16 protein-coding genes are annotated in these 17209 nt (G+C 64.1%); 8 read left to right on the forward strand and 8 right to left on the reverse strand.

Annotated features, from left to right (window positions below; translation table 11 throughout):
* Positions 1 to 95 precede the first annotated feature (95 nt).
* From G6R19_RS11615 to G6R19_RS11620, 3 genes are all read right to left on the reverse strand, one after another.
* A complete protein-coding gene (locus G6R19_RS11615; RefSeq protein ID WP_163165044.1) occupies positions 96 to 755 on the reverse strand; it encodes an acetyltransferase in 660 nt (219 codons plus the stop codon).
* A complete protein-coding gene (locus tag G6R19_RS20540) occupies positions 752 to 886 on the reverse strand; it encodes a hypothetical protein (protein WP_275898065.1) in 135 nt (44 codons plus the stop codon). The genes G6R19_RS11615 and G6R19_RS20540 overlap by 4 nt, the downstream gene beginning before the upstream one ends.
* Before the next feature lie 179 nt (positions 887 to 1065).
* The gene (locus tag G6R19_RS11620) at positions 1066 to 3759 is read right to left on the reverse strand and encodes a LuxR family transcriptional regulator (RefSeq protein ID WP_163165046.1); all 2694 of its coding nucleotides are present in this window, start codon (positions 3757 to 3759) and stop codon (positions 1066 to 1068) included.
* A gap of 484 nt (positions 3760 to 4243) precedes the next feature.
* On the opposite strand from G6R19_RS11620, the gene rpsF reads away from it, so the two are divergent.
* The 4 genes from rpsF (at position 4244) to rplI (ending at position 6037) form a co-directional block, all read left to right on the forward strand.
* On the forward strand, positions 4244 to 4549 hold the full coding sequence (gene rpsF / locus G6R19_RS11625) for a 30S ribosomal protein S6 (RefSeq protein WP_015939036.1): 306 nt from the start codon (positions 4244 to 4246) through the stop codon (positions 4547 to 4549).
* A gap of 73 nt (positions 4550 to 4622) precedes the next feature.
* A complete protein-coding gene (locus tag G6R19_RS11630; protein WP_163165048.1) occupies positions 4623 to 5201 on the forward strand; it encodes a single-stranded DNA-binding protein in 579 nt (192 codons plus the stop codon).
* Positions 5202 to 5327: 126 nt separating this feature from the next.
* Positions 5328 to 5567, forward strand: coding sequence for a 30S ribosomal protein S18 (gene rpsR / locus G6R19_RS11635; protein ID WP_003800144.1), 240 nt, complete (start codon positions 5328 to 5330; stop codon positions 5565 to 5567).
* A 17-nt stretch (positions 5568 to 5584) separates the two neighbouring features.
* Positions 5585 to 6037 (forward strand): 50S ribosomal protein L9, encoded by a 453-nt coding sequence (rplI, locus tag G6R19_RS11640; protein ID WP_108597660.1) that lies wholly within the window; start codon positions 5585 to 5587, stop codon positions 6035 to 6037.
* 67 nt (positions 6038 to 6104) lie between these two features.
* On the opposite strand, the gene G6R19_RS11645 is transcribed toward rplI, so the two are convergent.
* Complete coding sequence (locus G6R19_RS11645) at positions 6105 to 6527, reverse strand: DUF1801 domain-containing protein (protein WP_163165050.1); 423 nt, start codon at positions 6525 to 6527, stop codon at positions 6105 to 6107.
* A 58-nt stretch (positions 6528 to 6585) separates the two neighbouring features.
* On the opposite strand from G6R19_RS11645, the gene G6R19_RS11650 reads away from it, so the two are divergent.
* The 3 genes from G6R19_RS11650 (at position 6586) to G6R19_RS11660 (ending at position 8541) form a co-directional block, all read left to right on the forward strand.
* Positions 6586 to 7437 (forward strand): PhzF family phenazine biosynthesis protein, encoded by an 852-nt coding sequence (locus G6R19_RS11650; RefSeq protein ID WP_163165052.1) that lies wholly within the window; start codon positions 6586 to 6588, stop codon positions 7435 to 7437.
* Between the two features lie 93 nt (positions 7438 to 7530).
* Positions 7531 to 8157, forward strand: a complete 627-nt coding sequence (locus G6R19_RS11655) for an FMN reductase (RefSeq protein ID WP_163165309.1) — start codon at positions 7531 to 7533, stop codon at positions 8155 to 8157.
* Positions 8158 to 8202: 45 nt separating this feature from the next.
* Positions 8203 to 8541, forward strand: a complete 339-nt coding sequence (locus G6R19_RS11660) for a zf-TFIIB domain-containing protein (protein ID WP_205484381.1) — start codon at positions 8203 to 8205, stop codon at positions 8539 to 8541.
* 52 nt (positions 8542 to 8593) lie between these two features.
* Here the strand turns inward: G6R19_RS11660 and G6R19_RS11665 are convergent, their stop codons facing one another.
* The gene (locus G6R19_RS11665) at positions 8594 to 9166 is read right to left on the reverse strand and encodes a hypothetical protein (RefSeq protein ID WP_163165056.1); all 573 of its coding nucleotides are present in this window, start codon (positions 9164 to 9166) and stop codon (positions 8594 to 8596) included.
* 3 nt (positions 9167 to 9169) lie between these two features.
* A complete protein-coding gene (locus tag G6R19_RS11670) occupies positions 9170 to 9448 on the reverse strand; it encodes a hypothetical protein (RefSeq protein WP_163165058.1) in 279 nt (92 codons plus the stop codon).
* Positions 9449 to 10112: 664 nt separating this feature from the next.
* On the opposite strand from G6R19_RS11670, the gene dnaB reads away from it, so the two are divergent.
* Positions 10113 to 11495: a replicative DNA helicase gene (gene dnaB / locus G6R19_RS11675; protein ID WP_163165060.1), complete on the forward strand. Its 1383-nt coding sequence runs from the start codon at positions 10113 to 10115 to the stop codon at positions 11493 to 11495.
* Between the two features lie 57 nt (positions 11496 to 11552).
* Here the strand turns inward: dnaB and G6R19_RS11680 are convergent, their stop codons facing one another.
* Positions 11553 to 12524, reverse strand: coding sequence for an acyl-CoA thioesterase (locus G6R19_RS11680; RefSeq protein WP_163165062.1), 972 nt, complete (start codon positions 12522 to 12524; stop codon positions 11553 to 11555).
* A gap of 128 nt (positions 12525 to 12652) precedes the next feature.
* Positions 12653 to 17047, reverse strand: a complete 4395-nt coding sequence (locus tag G6R19_RS20545) for an SGNH/GDSL hydrolase family protein (RefSeq protein ID WP_163165064.1) — start codon at positions 17045 to 17047, stop codon at positions 12653 to 12655.
* Positions 17048 to 17209 lie beyond the last annotated feature (162 nt).

Below are 17209 nucleotides of genomic sequence, written 5' to 3' on the forward strand. Positions count from 1 at the left end.
CGGGGTCAACGGGCGGGGGCGGGCGGACTTCGCGCGCGCCTAGAGAAATGCCTACGTGCGCCAGAACCTGTCGCCCGAAGTGCGCAGTGGCGCGCTCATCGTCCGTTACCGAACCCGAACGCGTCCTGGTCGATTTCATGGGCAGGGACGCCTGCCCAGGTCTCGCCGTCGGGCACGTTGCTGAGGACGGCGGCACCCATGCCGACGGTGGCGTAGGCTCCCACCGATGTCCGTTCCCTGACGCTGGAATTCATCCCGAGGTAGGCCGCCCGTCCGATCCGTACCCCGCCGCCCAGCGAGACGCCGGCGGCAAACGTGGCGAAGTCCGCCACGTCGTCGTCGTGCGTGAAGGTCACCGAGGGCATGGCCACCACATGCGATCCCAGGGTGACCGACGCTGTCAGGGTAACGTTCCGCAGCAGGATGCTGCCGCGGCCGATCCTGCACCCCTCGGGCGGCTGCACGGAGGGGTCAACTGCCGTGGCGTAGCGGGTCTCGTGCAGGCCCATGGCCGTCAAGCGCTCCACCACGGCCTCCCTCGATTTTCCGGAACTTATGCAGACGAGCACAAACGCGTGCGTGTACTTGCGGGCATCGTCGATGGTCCCCAGGACCGGCGCGCCGTCCACCGTGACGCCCGCCATCTCCTTGTCGTCATCGAGCAGGCCCACGACGTCGTATTGGCCGCTGCTGCGCACCATCGCCAGGACCTCGCGGGCAAGGCCGCTCGCGGTGATCAGGATGAGCTCGCTCACGCCCGGGCACCGGCGATGTACTGTCCCGCGGTCTCCCGTACAGGGTCCAGGCCAACAGGTTGTTCAGCAACGGATGCAACGGGCCAACCAAAGGCTGCGCGGTGCGACCGGGCAACTGGTACCCCTGCCATGATTACCCCTTCCCGCTGTGACCGCTCATTGTGCTGTGACGCTGATACAAAAATAGTCCTCCGAAGCCGGCTATAGCGGGGAAAGACAGGGCCTCTGTGGGTACCTGAAGGGAACAGTGTGGAAACTGCGGGTACCTGCAATGGCGCGGCTTTTTGCCTGGTCTTCGGCTCGCGCTTGCCTAAAGGACGGGCAGGACGTAGGGCTCCCGGGACGCGCCTTCCTTACCTGCTGCCAGTGCCGTCAGCTGGGCACGTGATTCCACGCCCAGCTTGCGGTAGATCGCCGTGAGGCGCACTTCCACGGTCCGGACAGACACGTAGAGCGTGGCTGCGATTTCCTTGTTCCGCATGCCTCTCGCCACCATTTTTGCCAGTGCCTGTTCGTGGTCTGCGAGCATCAGCATGGCGGGGTTGCCAGGGACGCGGACGGGTTCCACCCGCTCGTCCAGCAGCAGGGAATCCACGTGCTGGGTCCAGGCATCGGCCCCGGCTTCGTCGAACAGCACTTTCGCGCGCAGCAGTCCTTCCCGGGCTTCGCGCAGCCGGCCAAATGCACCCAGCCGCTCCGCAAAGCAGAGCGTTGTCCGGGCCCGCTCCAGCAGGGACTCGCGGCCGATCCTGCCCTCCAGCGCCTGGCGGAACAGCTGCAGGGACTGTTCGCCGTCGGCCAGCATCGCCCGGCTGCGGGCAATGGCGGACATGAGCCATGGTGAGCGCAGGCCCACGGAACGGCCTTCCAGGCGGAAGAGCACTTCCGTCGCTTCCCTGTGCCGGCCCAGCCGGACCAGGACCTCCACCAGGTCCGCCTCGCATCGCAGCAGGGCGGGGTTTCGGAAGGCCAGGCCGATCTCAGCAGCCCGGGACAACTGCGCGAATGACTCCGCGAGGTTGCCGCGCATGAGGGCAAAATGGCCCTGGCAGGCGGCCAGCTGGGCGGTCATGGCCGGGTGGCTTTCGGCGCCAAAGGAATGCTGCGCCTCGGTCACATAGACACGTGCCAACGCCTCGTCACCCAAAGCGTGCGCCCGCCATACCCGGAAGATGTGCCGCATCCCGCGATGGTATTTTGTCTCCGGCTCAGAGTGTTCCAGGTCTTCGATGAGCTTGATGGCCGTTCGGACATTGCCGGCGCGGATCTCGTTGTCCACTGCAAGGAAGTTCGCCGTTTCCCGCCAGTTGATGTTGCCCGCCTCAACGGAGTTCCGGACCATGGTGAACGCCTCCTGGGCGAGTTCATGGTGTTCGGAATAGCTCAGGGAGCGGCCCTGGACCACGAGCGCCGGCACCATGTCACGGCGGCCGGCCACATGCTTACGGCCGGCGTGTTCTGTGTTGCCGCCGATTACCTCGATCAGCTGCTTGGCACGCCCCACAACTGCCAGGCAGTCCGCGGACGCGGAATCCCTGAACTTCTCGATGTATTGCAGCAGGCTGACTGCGTCTACCAGCTCCCAGCGCTCGGCGTAGTAGAGGGAAGCCATGGCCAGCAGGTTGGAGGCGAATACGGGATCGTGCTGGCCGAATTCCCTGACCAGGCGCAACACCATGCTGGAGCGCACCGCTGCCCCTTGGATGAACTGGATCTCGAAGGCAAGTCCGGTCAGGCGCAGGGTCAGGGCTGGGTTGCTCGTCACCCGTTGTGCCCAGGCCAGGTAGCGCTTGGCATAGACAAACTCGGCCCTGTTGAACAGAAGTTCGGCCACAGCAGTGAGGCGGGCGGCAGTCTCGGGCTCCCAAGGGTTGATGGTGAGGGCGCGTTCGATGTATTCGACGGCGAAGGCGATTTCCCCGCTGCGGATAAGGTCAACGGCGAACCCAAGGAGGCCGAACGGCGTCTGCCGCTCCAACGCGGTAAAGCTCAGGTGCCAGCGCCGGGCATAGGGATCAGTGGGGTCGGCGGCTTCGGCCAAGGCACGGTGGTTGGCGGTCCGGACTGCCGGTGTCATGGCCGCGAAGACGTAACCGCGGAGCAGCTGGTCCTGGATCCGAAGGTGCGCGCCGGTCCTGCTGACCATGCCGGTGGCCAGGAGTTCGTCCGTCCCGGACCACAGCTGGCTGTACACCTTTTCCAAAGTCGCGATGTCGCTCCGGCAGGACAACGAGAGGAGGTCCAGGACGTGGCGTGCATCCTGGCTCAGCCCACCAACGGTCGCGGCGAACTCGGATTCGAAACTGCCCCTGCAGGGCAAAGGCACCGGAAGGGCATATTTCCCTTCAGCCTGCCGTTCAAGCAGGCAGGTGTAGAGCTCGACGGCGGCGAGCGGGTTGCCACGGGTTGCGGCGGCAACCACATGGACGGCCGCCGTCGCTGCCTGCCGAGCCGGTATCGACTCGAGCATCCGTATGGTGTCGTTATAACTCAGTGGCCTGAGTAGAAGGGTCGGCAGGCTTGCGAACATGCTGTCAGGGGTTTCTTCGCGCACGCTGATGAACAGCGCCATATCGGTTCGGGACAGGCGGCGCCCCAGGAATCCGATCACCGCCTGGCTGCTGGGGTCCAGCCGGTCAGCGTCGTCCACGACAATTACCGTGCGGGAGGACGAGCGCTCGTGAAGTGCGGTGAGGAGCATGCTGGAGACCATGGGAACGTCCATGACGCCGGTGGTATCGCGGAGCAACTCGTCCGCGAAGCGGTTGAGGACGGGATCGTCGATTCCGTCCAGGAGCGCTGTAAGACCGGAGAGCGGCCAGTCGTATTCTGATGCGCTTGCCCGCAGGAAGACAGTCCTGTAGTCGGAAAGCCTGGGAATCTCGGACAGCAGGGAGGACTTTCCTACACCTCGCTGGCCGACGACCCTCAATGCGGACTCATTGGGCCCCCGGATCACGGCAAGGATCCGGTCCAGCTCCTTGCTTCGGCCTACTAACGACATGGTGTCCCCATCCATCGAAGAAGGAGACCTGTATTCCTTTGTACTGTCCACATCCGCTCATTTGGGCCGCCAGCCGAATGCACGTCCAGCGGACCAAATGCCTGTCCGCTTGTTGCGTCCAGCACGGTACCCAGCCGATGGTTGCCAATATAACCCTGATCCATAACCCGCACCAGAGAGATCCGGGCCTTCAAGTACTCGTATTTGGTGATGCCCATGCTGGGTTGGATGGGCGCCCCGAACCCGGATACCGGCGTGAGCGGCAAGTTTTCCACATAGTCCCATCAGCGCTTTCCGTGCCACTGCCGGCCGCTTAGCTTTGAGTCAAGGGCGAATCGCCTATCCGGTCCAAATGCACTAAGATATTGAAGTCTGTGCTGCGTCCTGCCTCCGTTCCGGCGGCGGGGCATTGCATGGCATCGCAAATGAACCTCCTGTTACGGAAATGCCGTAACCGCTTAGCCCAAAGGAGGTGGGTTCACATATGCGTCCTTACGAATTGATGGTAATCATCGACCCCGAGGTCGAAGAGCGTACCGTTGAGCCGTCGCTTCAGAAGTTCCTGAACGTCATCACCAACGATGGTGGAACCATCGAAAAGGTTGACATCTGGGGCCGTCGCCGGCTGGCTTACGACATCAAGAAGAAGTCCGAGGGTATCTACGCCGTGGTGAACTTCACCGCCAAGCCGGAAACCGCCAAGGAACTTGACCGCCAGCTGTCTCTTAACGAGACCATCATGCGCACCAAGATCACCCGCCCCGAAGAGCAGAAGGTTGTTGCTGAGTAAGTTCAGCCCAATTTTCATTCTTTACCCCGCAGGAAACGCACTCTTCACCCAGGATCGAACAAGGAGGCAGTAGATGGCAGGCGAGACCACCATTACGGTCATCGGTAATCTCACCAATGACCCGGAATTGCGGTTCACACCGTCCGGTTCGGCAGTAGCGAACTTCACCATCGCTTCCACCCCCCGCACCTTTGATCGCCAGTCCAACGAGTGGAAGGACGGGGAAACCCTGTTCCTCCGCGCCGCTGTCTGGCGTGAAGCGGCCGAGAACGTCGCCGAGTCCCTCACCAAGGGCATGCGCGTGATTGTTACCGGGCGCCTGAAGAGCCGTTCCTACGAAACCAAAGAAGGCGAAAAGCGCACCGTTATCGAGCTCGAGGTCGATGAAATCGGCCCGAGCCTGCGCTATGCCAATGCCAAGGTCAACCGCACCCAGCGCTCCGGCGCCGGGGGTGCTCAGGGTGGCTTCGGCGGCGGCAACAGCGGCGGTGGCTTCGGAGGCGGCGCTCCTGGTGGAAACCAGGGCGGCAACTCCGGTGGAGGCTGGGGCGGCGGCAACCAGCAGGCTGCACAGGATGATCCTTGGGCAACGCCCGGTGTCTCCAACGCAGGCGGCTGGGGCAACGGCCCCGATTCCGAACCTCCCTTCTAACAATTAATTAAGGCCCGACGACGGGACCACCGGAACTGCCGCAAGGCACCAAGGTGATTGCCGCCGTCGGACCACCACCATCCCGTGGATCAATATCCACGGGCTCCCTAGAATAGGAGCTCCACGATGGCTAAGGCTGAACTCCGTAAGCCCAAACCAAAGTCCAACCCCTTGAAGGCCGCTGACATCACTGTCATCGACTACAAGGACGTAGCATTGCTGCGCAAGTTCATCTCCGACCGCGGAAAGATCCGCGCCCGTCGCGTCACTGGCGTCACGGTGCAGGAACAGCGCAAGATCGCACAGGCAATCAAGAACGCCCGCGAAGTTGCCCTGCTGCCTTACTCCGGCGCTGGCCGCGGCTAAGGAAGGGATTAACTAACATGGCAAAGCTCATTCTGACCCACGAAGTAACCGGTCTCGGTGCTGCTGGCGATGTTGTCGAGGTCAAGGATGGTTACGCACGTAACTACCTGCTCCCCCGCAACTTCGCCCTGACCTGGTCGAAGGGTGGCGAGAAGCAGGTTGAGTCCATCAAGGCTGCCCGCGCCGCCCGCGAGCACGCTTCCCTGGAAGATGCTCAGAAGCAGGCCGCTGCACTCTCCGCCAAGCCGGTCAAGCTCGTTGTCAAGGCTGGCGAGACCGGACGCCTGTTCGGCACCGTCAAGCAGGCCGACGTGGCTGACGCTGTTGAGGCCGCTGGCCTTGGCCGCATCGACAAGCGCAAGGTTGAACTGCCGGCACACATCAAGTCGGTTGGTTCCTACCAGGCCAACGTCCGTCTGCACGACGACGTTGCTGCTGTCATCGAACTCGACGTAGTGGCAGGCAAGTAGTTTCCTGACTGCGCAAAGACCCCCGTCGCCGGATTCCGGTGGCGGGGGTCTTTTCTTGCCCTCCCGCTCACGGGCTGTGAAGCTCCGCCATCACGTGGTGGTAACCCGTCCGCACCATCTCGGCGAGGACGTCGCGGTCAACGTCCTGCAGCTTGTTGATGTAGAGGCAGGACACCCCCGTCTTGTGCCTGCCCAGGGCCGGGAGCAGCCGTTCGGCGTCCGGGCCGTAGGTCAGTCCGTAGAGGGCGAGGTTGGCTCTGCGCGGAGAAAAGCCCACGGCAGCGGCATCGCCTTCCCGTCCACTGGCATACCGGTAGTGGTAACTGCCGAAACCAATGATGCCCGGTCCCCACATCACGGCCTCCTGACCGGTGACGCTGCCCATCAGTTCGAGCAGCTCGAAGCTGTCGGCACGGCGGCCAGGGTGCTCCACCGCCGCAAGGAACTCATCTACGGGTACCGCGGTGGGCTGGGTCTTGTTCTCTGCCATGGTCGTAGTGTCGCAGACCGGCCGTCCGCCTGCCAGCAGCCGGTGATAATCTGCACCGGTGAGCTCACCATCCCCGCGCAGCCGCCCCTTCCACCAGGTTGATGTCTTCTCCCGGGAGCCGTACCGCGGCAACCCCCTCGCCGTCGTCGTAGACGCCGAGGGACTGTCCGCGGAACAGATGCAGCAGTTCGCCAACTGGACCAACCTCTCCGAAACGACGTTCCTGCTGGCCCCCAGAGATCCCCGCGCCGACTACCGTGTGCGGATATTCACGGGCAGTGAGGAGTTTCCGTTCGCCGGACACCCGACACTTGGCTCGGCACACACCTGGCTGGAGTCCGGGGGCGTGCCAAAGTCAGACGGCTTTGTGGTGCAGGAGTGCGGTGCCGGTTTGGTCAGGGTGAAGCACGACGCCGGCCGGCTGGCCTTCGCGGCCCCGCCGCTCACCCGCTTCGGCCCGGTGGAGGACACCCTTCGGCGGCAGCTGGCAGCCGGCCTGCGGCTTCCCGAAACCGGGATCCTTGATGCGTCGTGGCTGGTTAACGGTCCGGAATGGATCGGTGTCCTGCTCGAATCTGCGGAGCAGGTGCTGGCCGTCCAGCCCGACTTCGCCGCGATGGGTGCGTTGAAGGTGGGAATCGTCGGAGCCCACAAACCCGGAGCCGATGCCGACTTCGAGGTGCGGACTTTCCTCCCCGGTGATGCCATCACGGAGGACCCCGTTACCGGCAGTTTCAACGCCGGAGTGGCGCAGTGGCTGATGAGCAGCAACAGGGCCCCGGCCGAGTACGTCGCCGCGCAGGGAACCGTCCTCGGGCGGGCCGGGCGCCTTCACATCAAGGCTGAAGACGCCGACATTTGGGTGGGCGGACATTCAACCACATGCATTCGGGGATCAGTGTTGCTGTAGACCGGGATGCGGGAATACCTGGTGAGATCCCGCCGTTCAGAAGATAGATGCAAACGCATGTATGATGGAATGAACGAGCAACAGGAGAATGCCATGGAGACCCGCCGCATCACAGTCCTTTCCGCCGGACTCGGCGTACCGTCGTCGAGCCGCCTGCTGGCGGACCAGCTGGCCGCCTCCGCTAAGCGGCAACTGCGTGCAGCAGGATTCAGCGTGCAGATTGACGTCGTGGAGCTCCGGGATCTTGCTGTGGACATCGCCAACAACTTTGTCACCGGCTATGCGGCCCCCCGCCTCGCCGAGGTGATTGCGGGCCTGGAAGCCTCGGAGGGCATCATCGCTGTGACACCGGTCTTCAGTGCCTCCTACAGCGGGCTCTTCAAGTCGTTCATAGACGTCCTGGACCCGAAGTCACTGGACGGCAAAGCTGTCCTGCTGGGTGCCACCGGCGGCACGGATCGCCACCAGATGGTTCTGGACTACGCCCTGCGGCCGTTGTTCAGCTACCTTCGGACGCGGACGGCAGCCACTGGCGTCTTCGCCGGCCCCCAGGACTGGGGCATGACGGACGACGACGGCTCCGGCCTTGCCGAGCGGATCAACCGGGCTGCCGGCGAATTTACGCGCCTGCTTGAAGGACCGCAGCCGGGGCGGAAGCCTGCCCCGATGGAGTCCCTGCCCTTTGAGCAGTTGCTGGCAGGCATCTCCGGATCACGGTAAGCCGGCCACGCCGAACTTTCGGGCGGCGCGGGACGTTGTGTGGGCATGAAGTGTCCTGTGGATTCAGTGGAACTGTTGATGACCGAGCGCAGCGGGGTTGAGATCGACTACTGCCCCCAGTGCCGGGGGGTGTGGCTGGACCGCGGGGAACTGGACAAGATCCTGGACCGGGCGGCAGATTCCGTACCTGGCCCTGCACCGGCACGCCCGGCCCCCGCGCCCGCGGTAGCGCCTCCGCCGCTGTATCCGAACTTTGAACCGCGCCGGGAACAGCAGCGCGGCTACGACGACCGCAGGTACGGCAAGCAGGACTACGACCGGGATCCTGACCGGCGGCGCCATAAGAAGAAGGAAGGCTGGCTGGGAGAGATGTTCGACTTCTAGGCAGGACCCACCCGGGCGCCAGGCTCCGCTGGGAAGGCGGGCGCGCCGTACGTCAGTCGTCCAGTAGTTCGATGAATTCCCTTGCCTGCTTCAGCGTGATGTCCGAGTGCCGGGTCAGGGCGGTGGCAGCACCTTCCGTGTCCCCGCTGCGGGCCAGCGTGCGGATCCTTCCGTAGATCTCGTCATTGAGCATGTTGCTGCTGACTTCCCGGGTCACATCGCCTTTGCTGGCAATTGCACGGTAGCGGTAGGGGAAGCGCTGCGGCTCCTCGTCCTCGTCGTCTTCAACAGGCGCAGGGGGAGCCTCCGTTCCCCGATAGGGTTGTGGATGGGCTGCCAGGGCCCCGACGGCGTCACGGGACGCCCGCAGGCCCTCTCCTGTGGCCTCGTAGTACAGCTTGATGGCCGCCATAGCCTGGCCCTGCGCGATCAAGGCATACAGCCTGCGGTGTTCCTCTTCGGAAAGTTTGGCGGCAGCCGTGCGCGCCAGCTCGGCGGGGGTAACGGCCGGTTCCGCCGGTTCGGCGCTGCGGGCGGCCTTCCGCCTGCTGATGGCGCGGGCAGCCAGCGTTACTCCGGCAATGACTGCCAGGAGGATAAGGACAGGGGCCACGAGCGATTCCATTGTCTAAAGCCGTTCTATGTGCTTCCTGGCAGCAGCCAGATCTGATTGCTTTGCCTGGGCGGTGTTCTGGCTGGGCATCGTATTCCGTTCCAGCCGGGCGCGGGCGGCGGTGGCAGCCGCGACCTGGGCTGCGTAATGCTGCGCCGAACGCTCCGCCAGGTCGCGCTGGTATTTTTCGGCGTCGGAGATCCCCGAGTCGCGCGGGCTCAGGGCCGTGAAAAGACCCCATATGAGCGCCACCAAAACAATCGCAGGCAACAGCATCAGCAGTAGTTCGCCCATGCATAGAGCTTATGCCAGATCCGGGTTATCCACAGCAATATTCGGCATCGTGCATAGAGGCGGGCAGGGGGACGGGTCAAATCGGCAGGGCGGAATATGATGATTGCCACAAGGCCGCTGGCAGTATCGGCCGGCGGCTCCCCGGGCGTCTCCCGCTGCCGGGGTCAGCGGTGCTGGCTGTGGATGAAATTCCCCAAAAGAAATATTTACTCCACATGCCGACGAAGGCGTTTCCGCAGGTCAGCGACACAAGCAGGTCCAAAGTTTTTTAGTTTCCACAGCTTTCCCCACAGACTGTGCACAAGCTATGCCCGGTACTGCACAGGTTATCCACAACCTCTCCCGCGTGCTGGCTTGGAGGCTGAACTCCTGGCGGCTAGCGTAGCGGGGTACCTGTTTTTCGGTGCCCGCTACGGCTGTCAAAGGCGCGGTGAAACGGTACAGGACGGACTCCTGCAACCTGCAGGGACGGCCAATGTGGAAAACCTGTGGATAGTGGGGATAACTCCCGCAAAAGCCCGCACCCCCGCGGGTTTGCGCACGATTGTCAGACCCCGCCGGTAAACCTGGACAGGTGGGCGCAGCTTGGGCGGCGCAACGCCTTTAGCAGGATGGTTAACCACCGGGCACTTCGGTCCCCGGTACACAGTGGAGGACGGCAGTTTTGTCAGTAGCGCATCTGGATCCGATCGAGGCCACCCGCGGATCGGACGTGAGCCGGAAGCCCCCGCAGGACATCCCCGCCGAACAGTCTGTTCTTGGCGGAATGATGTTGTCCAAGGACGCCATTGCCGACGTCGTGGAAATCCTCCGTGGCCAGGATTTCTACCGGCCCGCACATGAAACCATCTATGAAGCCATCATCGACCTCTACGGCCGGGGTGAGCCGGCTGACGCCGTCACAGTCTCCGATGAGCTCACCAAGCGCGCAGAGATCAACCGGATCGGCGGCCCGGCCTACCTGCATGAGCTGATCCAAACCGTTCCCACCGCAGCCAACGCAGGCTATTACGCAGAGATCGTTGCCGAACGGGCGGTCCTCCGGCGCCTGGTGAATGCCGGCACCAAGATCGTGCAGCTGGGCTACGGCTCGGACGGCGAGGTGGAGGACCTGGTGAACCAGGCCCAGGCCGAGGTCTATGCCGTGGCCGAGCGGCGCACCGCCGAGGATTACGTGGTGCTCAAGGACGTGATGGAGTCCACGGTGGACGAGATCGAGGCGTCCGGCCACCGCGGCGAGGGCATGACCGGTGTGCCAACCGGTTTCTACGAACTTGATGAGCTCACGCATGGCCTCCACCCCGGGCAGATGATCGTTATCGCAGCGAGGCCCGCAGTTGGTAAGTCCACCTTCGCCCTGGACTTTGCCCGCTCCGCCGCCATCAAGAACAACCTGGCTACTGTTATGTTTTCCCTCGAAATGGGCCGCAACGAGATCGCCATGCGCCTGCTCTCAGCCGAAGCCACCATTGGCCTGCAGGATCTCCGCAAGGGAACCATCAAGGATGAGCAATGGTCCAAGATTGCCACCACCATGGGCCGGATGAATGACGCTCCGCTGTTTATCGATGACAGCCCCAACATGTCCCTCATGGAAATCCGTGCCAAGTGCCGGCGGCTGAAGCAGCAGCACGACCTTAAGCTTGTCATCCTCGACTACCTGCAGCTGATGAGCTCCGGCAAAAAGGTGGAGTCGCGCCAGCAGGAAGTTTCGGAGTTCTCCCGCGCCCTGAAGCTGCTGGCCAAGGAACTCCAGGTCCCGGTTATCGCCCTGTCCCAGCTGAACCGTGGATCCGAGCAGCGCCAGGACAAGCGCCCCATGGTTTCCGACCTCCGTGAATCCGGCTCCATTGAGCAGGACGCGGACATGGTGATCCTGCTCCACCGCGAAGACGTTTACGACAAGGAGTCACCGCGCGCCGGTGAGGCCGACATCCTGGTGGCCAAGCACCGTAACGGCCCCACCAAGGACATTGTGGTGGCCTTCCAGGGCCACTATTCCCGCTTCGCCAACATGGCGGCCGACGCCGGCGGCGGAGGCTTCTAGGGCCGGCGCTCCCCGTGGGGCCGGGCCACTCCTGCGGACTTTTTGGGCCGCTGGTCTTCAGCCCTGCGCCAACAGATGGTTCGGCAGCCGGTTTCCCGGCGCTGTGCCCCTGATTTCCAGCAGTTCGCGGGCGTGGGCGTGGAGCCTCTTGTCCTCTTCGCTGACGGGCACCCAAGGCGGGACGGGCACGGAGTTGCCGTCGGCGTCGCGCGCCACCATCACGGTGAGGCAATAGGTGGTGAGGTTCAGTTCGCCGCCCTTGGGATCGCCGGAGCGGACGTGGACGGCGATGTGCATGCCCTTCGTCCCCGTGTAGACCAGGCGGGCTTCCACCTCGACCACATGGCCGATCAGCAGCGGGCGGTAGAACCGGACCCCACCGGAGAACACGGCCACGGTGTCCATCCCGCAGTAGCGGGACGCGCAGACGTAGGCGGCTTCGTCAATCCACTTCATCACGATTCCGCCGTGGACCTTTCCGCCCCAGTTCACGTCCGTGGGCGCGGCCATAAACCGCAGCGTCACCCGCTCGGCAGTGCCAGCATCCGTATATTCCTGCCGGTTCATGGCTTCAACGATCTGCTCGCGGATCCTGATGCGGGCAAGGGCGTGGTCCCGCTGCTCGATTTCTTCAGCCGTGCCAGGCTCGAACTGCTTCACCGGGATGGGCTTTCCGTCCTCGCCGACGGCCACAAAGATCACCATGCACTGGCTGCGCATGGTGGCTGGGCCACCCTTCGGATCCCCCGAGGACACCACGGTCCGGATATGCATGGATGAGCGTCCGGTGTAGACGATGGTCGCTTCCACTTCCACCATGTCTCCGCTGTTCACGGGGTCGGCGAAGTGGATGTTCCCCACATAGGCCGTCACGCAATAGGACTTTGCCCAGCCCACGGCGGCAGCGTAGGCAGCCTTGTCCACCCACTCGAGGACGGTTCCCGCGTCTACGGAACCGCTGTGGCCCACGTCCATGGGGGCGGCCAGGAAGCGTAGGGTCACGGAGTTGGGAGTACCGGTCTCAGTCATGGTGCGATCTTACTGACGCCACCGGTTACCCATCGGTTGGGCATGCAACATTCGAGCCAACAGCAATGCCCCGCCCGCCGAAGGGCGGACGGGGCACAGCTTGAACAGCTCAGTGCGATCGCGGCAACTTAGCCGGCGCGGGTGTACACAATGTCCGGCTGGGCAGGAAGCTCCATGCCTTCTCCGATGAAGAAGCCGGGGTGCGGCGGCTGGTTGTAGGCGATGTTCTCGCGGGCAACCGAGAGCCGGTACACCGGATCATGCATCAGGGTACGGAGCCGGACATCCGTGGCGGCGGACGTGGTGTAGATCCGCAGCTCCGTGCTGTCGGCCGAAGGCCACGCCAGTTCCTCCCGCCAGTCACCCAGGAGATCCGCCTGGATGGCAGGGTTCCCCTTGGTGCTGTTGTTGGTCTTGGCACCGGTTGCCGTCAGCAGCCTGTCGCTGGATTCCGTCTCCCAGTTCCACTTGGCGATGCTGGGGGTGCCCGTGTTGGTGGCGGTGTTCCAGTCGTGGTCCACGATTTCGCGCAGCAGGTCGCCGTCCCACCAGGCCAGGAAGTTGGCTGCCGGGATGTTGTTGGCAATCAGCTGGCCCTTCGCGGAGCGGAGCTCACCGACAGGGGAGTTCCAGGCCGCGTCGCCGCCGATGGCCCAGCCTTCGGCACCCGCATGGCGGGGGTCGATGTCTCCCGCTGCAGCGCGTCCGGTGTCCTTGGTGGCCGGAATGCTCCACAGCACTTCACCGGTCCGTGAGTCCCGGAATGTCGCACCCTTGTTGCCGCTGGAACCCATGTCCTCGTGGGCGGCGAAGGTCTCCAGCCCGGGGCGGGACGGATCGAGGTCGCTTGTGTGGATGGCGTCACCGTGGCCGAGGCCGGTGTTGTACAGCGGCTTGCCGTTATCGTCGATGGTCATGGACCCGAAGACAAACTCGTCCTTGCCGTCGGCATCAACGTCGGCGACGGACAGGTTGTGGTTGCCCTGGCCGCGGTACTGCGCCCCGGCAGCGTCCGAATCGAAGACCCAGCGCTTCACGATTTTGCCGCCTACCAGGTCGTACGTGGCGAGCACGGCACGGGTGTAATAGCCGCGGCTGAACATCATGGACGGGTGCTCGCCGTCCAGGTACGCGACAGCGCCGAGGAAACGGTCCACCCGGTTGCCGTAGGTGTCGCCCCAGGCCCCCACGTCGCCGCGGGGAGGATCGTACTTCACCGTGTCCATCACGGTGCCGGTGGCGCCGTGGAACACCGTCAGGAATTCATCGCCGGTCAGCACGTAGCCGGTGCTGTTGCGGTGGTCGGCGCTGGGGTTGCCAATCGCTGTGCCGGCCGCGTCCCGGGTGCCGTCGGCCGTTTTCATGGCCACCTCAGCCTTGCCGTCGCCGTCGAAGTCGTAGGCGAGGAGCTGGGTGTAGTGGGCGCCGGCACGGATGTTCGGCCCCATGTTGATGCGCCAGAGCCTGGTGCCGTCCATCCTGTAGGCGTCCACGTAGACAGTGCCGGTGTAGCCCGCCTGCGAGTTGTCCTTGGAATTGGACGGTGACCACATCTGGATGACTTCGTAGGTCCCGTCGCCATCCAGGTCCGCCACGCTGGAGTCACCGGCGGAGTAGCTGTAGGGCTGGCCGTCCTTGGTGTAGTCGTCGGCGGGCTTGTCGAGCTTGATGGACAGGTAGTCCTGGGCAAGCGGCGTGAACTCGGCCGTGAGCTGGTCCCCGCCGTTGCCCACGGTCTTGATGACGTACTTGGAGGATGATGTTCCAGCGGGATCCAGGTAGGTGGTGCTGCTGCGGATCGGCTCGTCCGTGAGCTGGACGCCGTCCCGGATCACATGGAAACCGACTTGCTCAGGGTCCAGGCCCAGCATGCGCCAGCCCACCCGTACGCCGTCACCGGTGAGCAAGGCCACGGGGGCCCGGTCCAACTGCTCCATTTGCCGGTTCACCACGGTGACCTTTTCGGTTCCCACCACGGGGGAGGGCACGGATTCGCCGCCCTTGTTCACGGTGGTAACGCGGTAGTAGTACTTGATGGTGGTCAGCACTGTGTAGTCGGTGTAGTTCACCTCGGTGGCACGGCCCACGTAGTCAAAGGGCTCATCGGGTGAGGTGGACCGGTAGACCTGGTATGCCGCAGCACCGGAGACTTTCTGCCACTTGAGCGTGACACTGGTCTTCTCCACAGCCTTCACGTCCACCTTGCTGGTGGCCGCCGGGACTGGTGTTTTGGGATCCACCAGGGCGGTCTCCACAGTATTGGAGGGGACCGATTCAAGGCCGGTGCTGTCCAGTGCGGTGACGAAGTACTTGTACTTCAGGCCGGCAAAGGCAGTGGTGTCCTGGAAGGACGCTGCCGTCACGTTTTCGGCGATCAGCTGTGGCTCAGCTTCAAAGGATGCCTGGCGGAACACCTTGTAGGTGGCGGCGTCTGCCACGGCATCCCAGGCGAGGTCAACGGTAGGCGGTTCTGCAGCGGCGTTAACCGCAACCGTGTGCAGGTTGGTGGGACCCACCAGCAGCGGCGTAACCTCCAGGCCGTTGAGCCGCTGGCCCGAGCCGCTGATGGACAGGTTGAGCTGTCCGTCGGAGACCAGGACCTGGTTGATGATCTTGGTTGCCGAGGATGCCCGGCTGGAAGACACCTGGCCGAAGGGAGTGCCCTCGGCCGCGACGTCCGTCCGCGTGGAGCCGATCCAGTCGCTGTGGTACGTCTTCAGGGCGTAGGTGCCGTTGGGAACGTCGAGCTGGAATTCGAAGCTGGAGCCGCTGAGGACGAAGTCGCGCAGCAGGTTGCTGGTCACCGCTCCCCGGTCCCGGTCGCTGAGCACCGAGATGTCCTTGAAGCCGAAGCCGCGCTGCGGGGTGTACGCCATGGTCCGGTTGACCTCGGTGTAGCCTGCCTCAAGCGGTGCCCCCGCCGGTCCAAAATCGAACTTGTACTTCGCCTGCTTGGTGGTCACGTTGAGGGTGTCGCTGGGTTCGGAAAGACCCTTGCCGTTCATGGCGGCTACCCGGACGTTGTAGGCGGTACCTTCAGCCAGCCCGCCCAGGTTGGCGGTGGGGACAGTTGAAGTGGTGGTGAGCTTGTAGGCGCTGTCCGGCTCGGAGGCCAGCTTGCGGTACACCTTGTAGATGTCCGCGCCTTCGACGGGCTGCCACTTCAGAAGTGCCCCGGCGTTGGAGACGCTGCCGGCCACCAGTCCCTGCGGCTTGGCAGGAACTGACGACGGCGGCGCTGCCTCTTTGACGCGGGCGGCCAGCGGTACGCTGAGCTCCTTGACCCCGCCGGCCACCAGGCGCGCGATCTGGATGGCGCCGTATTCCTGGAAGTGGGTGTTGTCCACCGTGCCGGTGGGGCGGTTGGGGTAGACGCCGGCGTCGACGTGGAGGAAGACGGACTTGGTGTCCTCCGGGCCGATTGCGTCGTAATAGGCGCGGCTCGAGGCGGAGAGGTCCACCAGGGCCACGTTTTCCTCAGCGGCCAGTTCCTGCATCTTGGCTACGTACTCCGGGAAGCTGACCCGGAACTTGCCGGTGGCCTCGTCGTAGTCCCGGCGTCCCACGGGGGTCACCAGGACTGGCGTGGCGCCGCGCTGGCGGGCGCCGTTGACGTACGTCCGGAGGTATTCCTTGTAATCGGCGGGGGAGGCATAGCGGTCATCGACGCCGACGGTGGCATCGTTGTGGCCGAACTGAACCATCAGGTAGTCGCCGGGGTTGATGACGCGCAGGATCTCGTCCAGCCGTCCCTGGCTGATGAAGTTCTTGGAGCTCCGGCCGCCGATGGCGTGGTTCTTGAAGGTGACGCTGTCGTCGAAATACCGGTCGATCATCTGGCCCCAGCCCGCTTGGGGGGCGAAACCCGGATCGTAGGTCTGCACGGTGGAGTCACCCGCGAGATAGACGCCGGGGTCAGAGGTGGCGGTGCGCGGAGCACGGGCCGCGATGACCAGGGAGTTGATCTTGGCCGCCGTACCGGTGAAGTCCAGGTTGAGCTGTCCATCCACCAGCGAGATGGGGAATTCCATCTCCAGGTACTGGCCGGCGGGCTTGTCCGTTGCCTGGACCTTGGCCATCTTCTCGGCCGTGATGGCGATGTTGGTGGCTTCCGTTGCGTCACCGGCGATCAGCTTGACCGTGTAGTCCCCATTGGGCAGGTCCACCAGGAACGAACTCCCCTGGGCCTGGACAAAGTCGGACCGCAACGGATCGCCCGTTCCGCGGTCCACGCCGGAGGTGACGGCGGTATCGGTGAAGCCGAACTTGGTGCCGGCCGAATACTGGGTGCCGGCGGCTACGGCCGTGTAGCCGTCCGCGGTGGCGCCGGGGCCAAAGTCGAATTTGAAGCCGCTTCCCACCGGGGGCAGGGCGGTATCCGCCTGGGCCGCCGGAAGCCCCGTCAACGCGATGGCGGCGGAGGCCACGGCTGCAGTGACTGCTTTCGCTGCGGCCGGGAGACTGCGCTGGCGGGGTGGCGGAGCTTCCTTGGAGAGTGGAGGCATTTGCGGGGGTGTATTCACGGACATCTCCTTCGATGAGCGGTGGCAAAGCGGTACCCAGGAAGGTTGGAACGATTCAAAGCAGGAGTGTGCTGGTGGCAGCGCATTTCAAGCTAAGGGAAGCCGGCGTGGCCGGCGATGGGGCTGAGACCTGGGTGGAGTGGTGCAGCTCTCACTGCAGCA

The sequence above is a fragment of the Arthrobacter sp. Alg241-R88 genome, from assembly GCF_900537115.1.
In the GTDB taxonomy this organism is placed as follows: domain Bacteria; phylum Actinomycetota; class Actinomycetes; order Actinomycetales; family Micrococcaceae; genus Arthrobacter.

Coding starts and splice junctions, on each gene's coding strand:
- G6R19_RS20540 (WP_275898065.1), bottom strand. CDS start 886: ATGGCAGGGGTACCAGTTGCCCGGTCGCACCGCGCAGCCTTTGGTTGG.
- G6R19_RS11620 (WP_163165046.1), bottom strand. CDS start 3,759: ATGTCGTTAGTAGGCCGAAGCAAGGAGCTGGACCGGATCCTTGCCGTG.
- rpsF (WP_015939036.1), top strand. CDS start 4,244: ATGCGTCCTTACGAATTGATGGTAATCATCGACCCCGAGGTCGAAGAG.
- G6R19_RS11630 (WP_163165048.1), top strand. CDS start 4,623: ATGGCAGGCGAGACCACCATTACGGTCATCGGTAATCTCACCAATGAC.
- rpsR (WP_003800144.1), top strand. CDS start 5,328: ATGGCTAAGGCTGAACTCCGTAAGCCCAAACCAAAGTCCAACCCCTTG.
- rplI (WP_108597660.1), top strand. CDS start 5,585: ATGGCAAAGCTCATTCTGACCCACGAAGTAACCGGTCTCGGTGCTGCT.
- G6R19_RS11645 (WP_163165050.1), bottom strand. CDS start 6,527: ATGGCAGAGAACAAGACCCAGCCCACCGCGGTACCCGTAGATGAGTTC.
- G6R19_RS11655 (WP_163165309.1), top strand. CDS start 7,531: ATGGAGACCCGCCGCATCACAGTCCTTTCCGCCGGACTCGGCGTACCG.
- G6R19_RS11660 (WP_205484381.1), top strand. CDS start 8,203: ATGAAGTGTCCTGTGGATTCAGTGGAACTGTTGATGACCGAGCGCAGC.
- G6R19_RS11665 (WP_163165056.1), bottom strand. CDS start 9,166: ATGGAATCGCTCGTGGCCCCTGTCCTTATCCTCCTGGCAGTCATTGCC.
- G6R19_RS11670 (WP_163165058.1), bottom strand. CDS start 9,448: ATGGGCGAACTACTGCTGATGCTGTTGCCTGCGATTGTTTTGGTGGCG.
- G6R19_RS11680 (WP_163165062.1), bottom strand. CDS start 12,524: ATGACTGAGACCGGTACTCCCAACTCCGTGACCCTACGCTTCCTGGCC.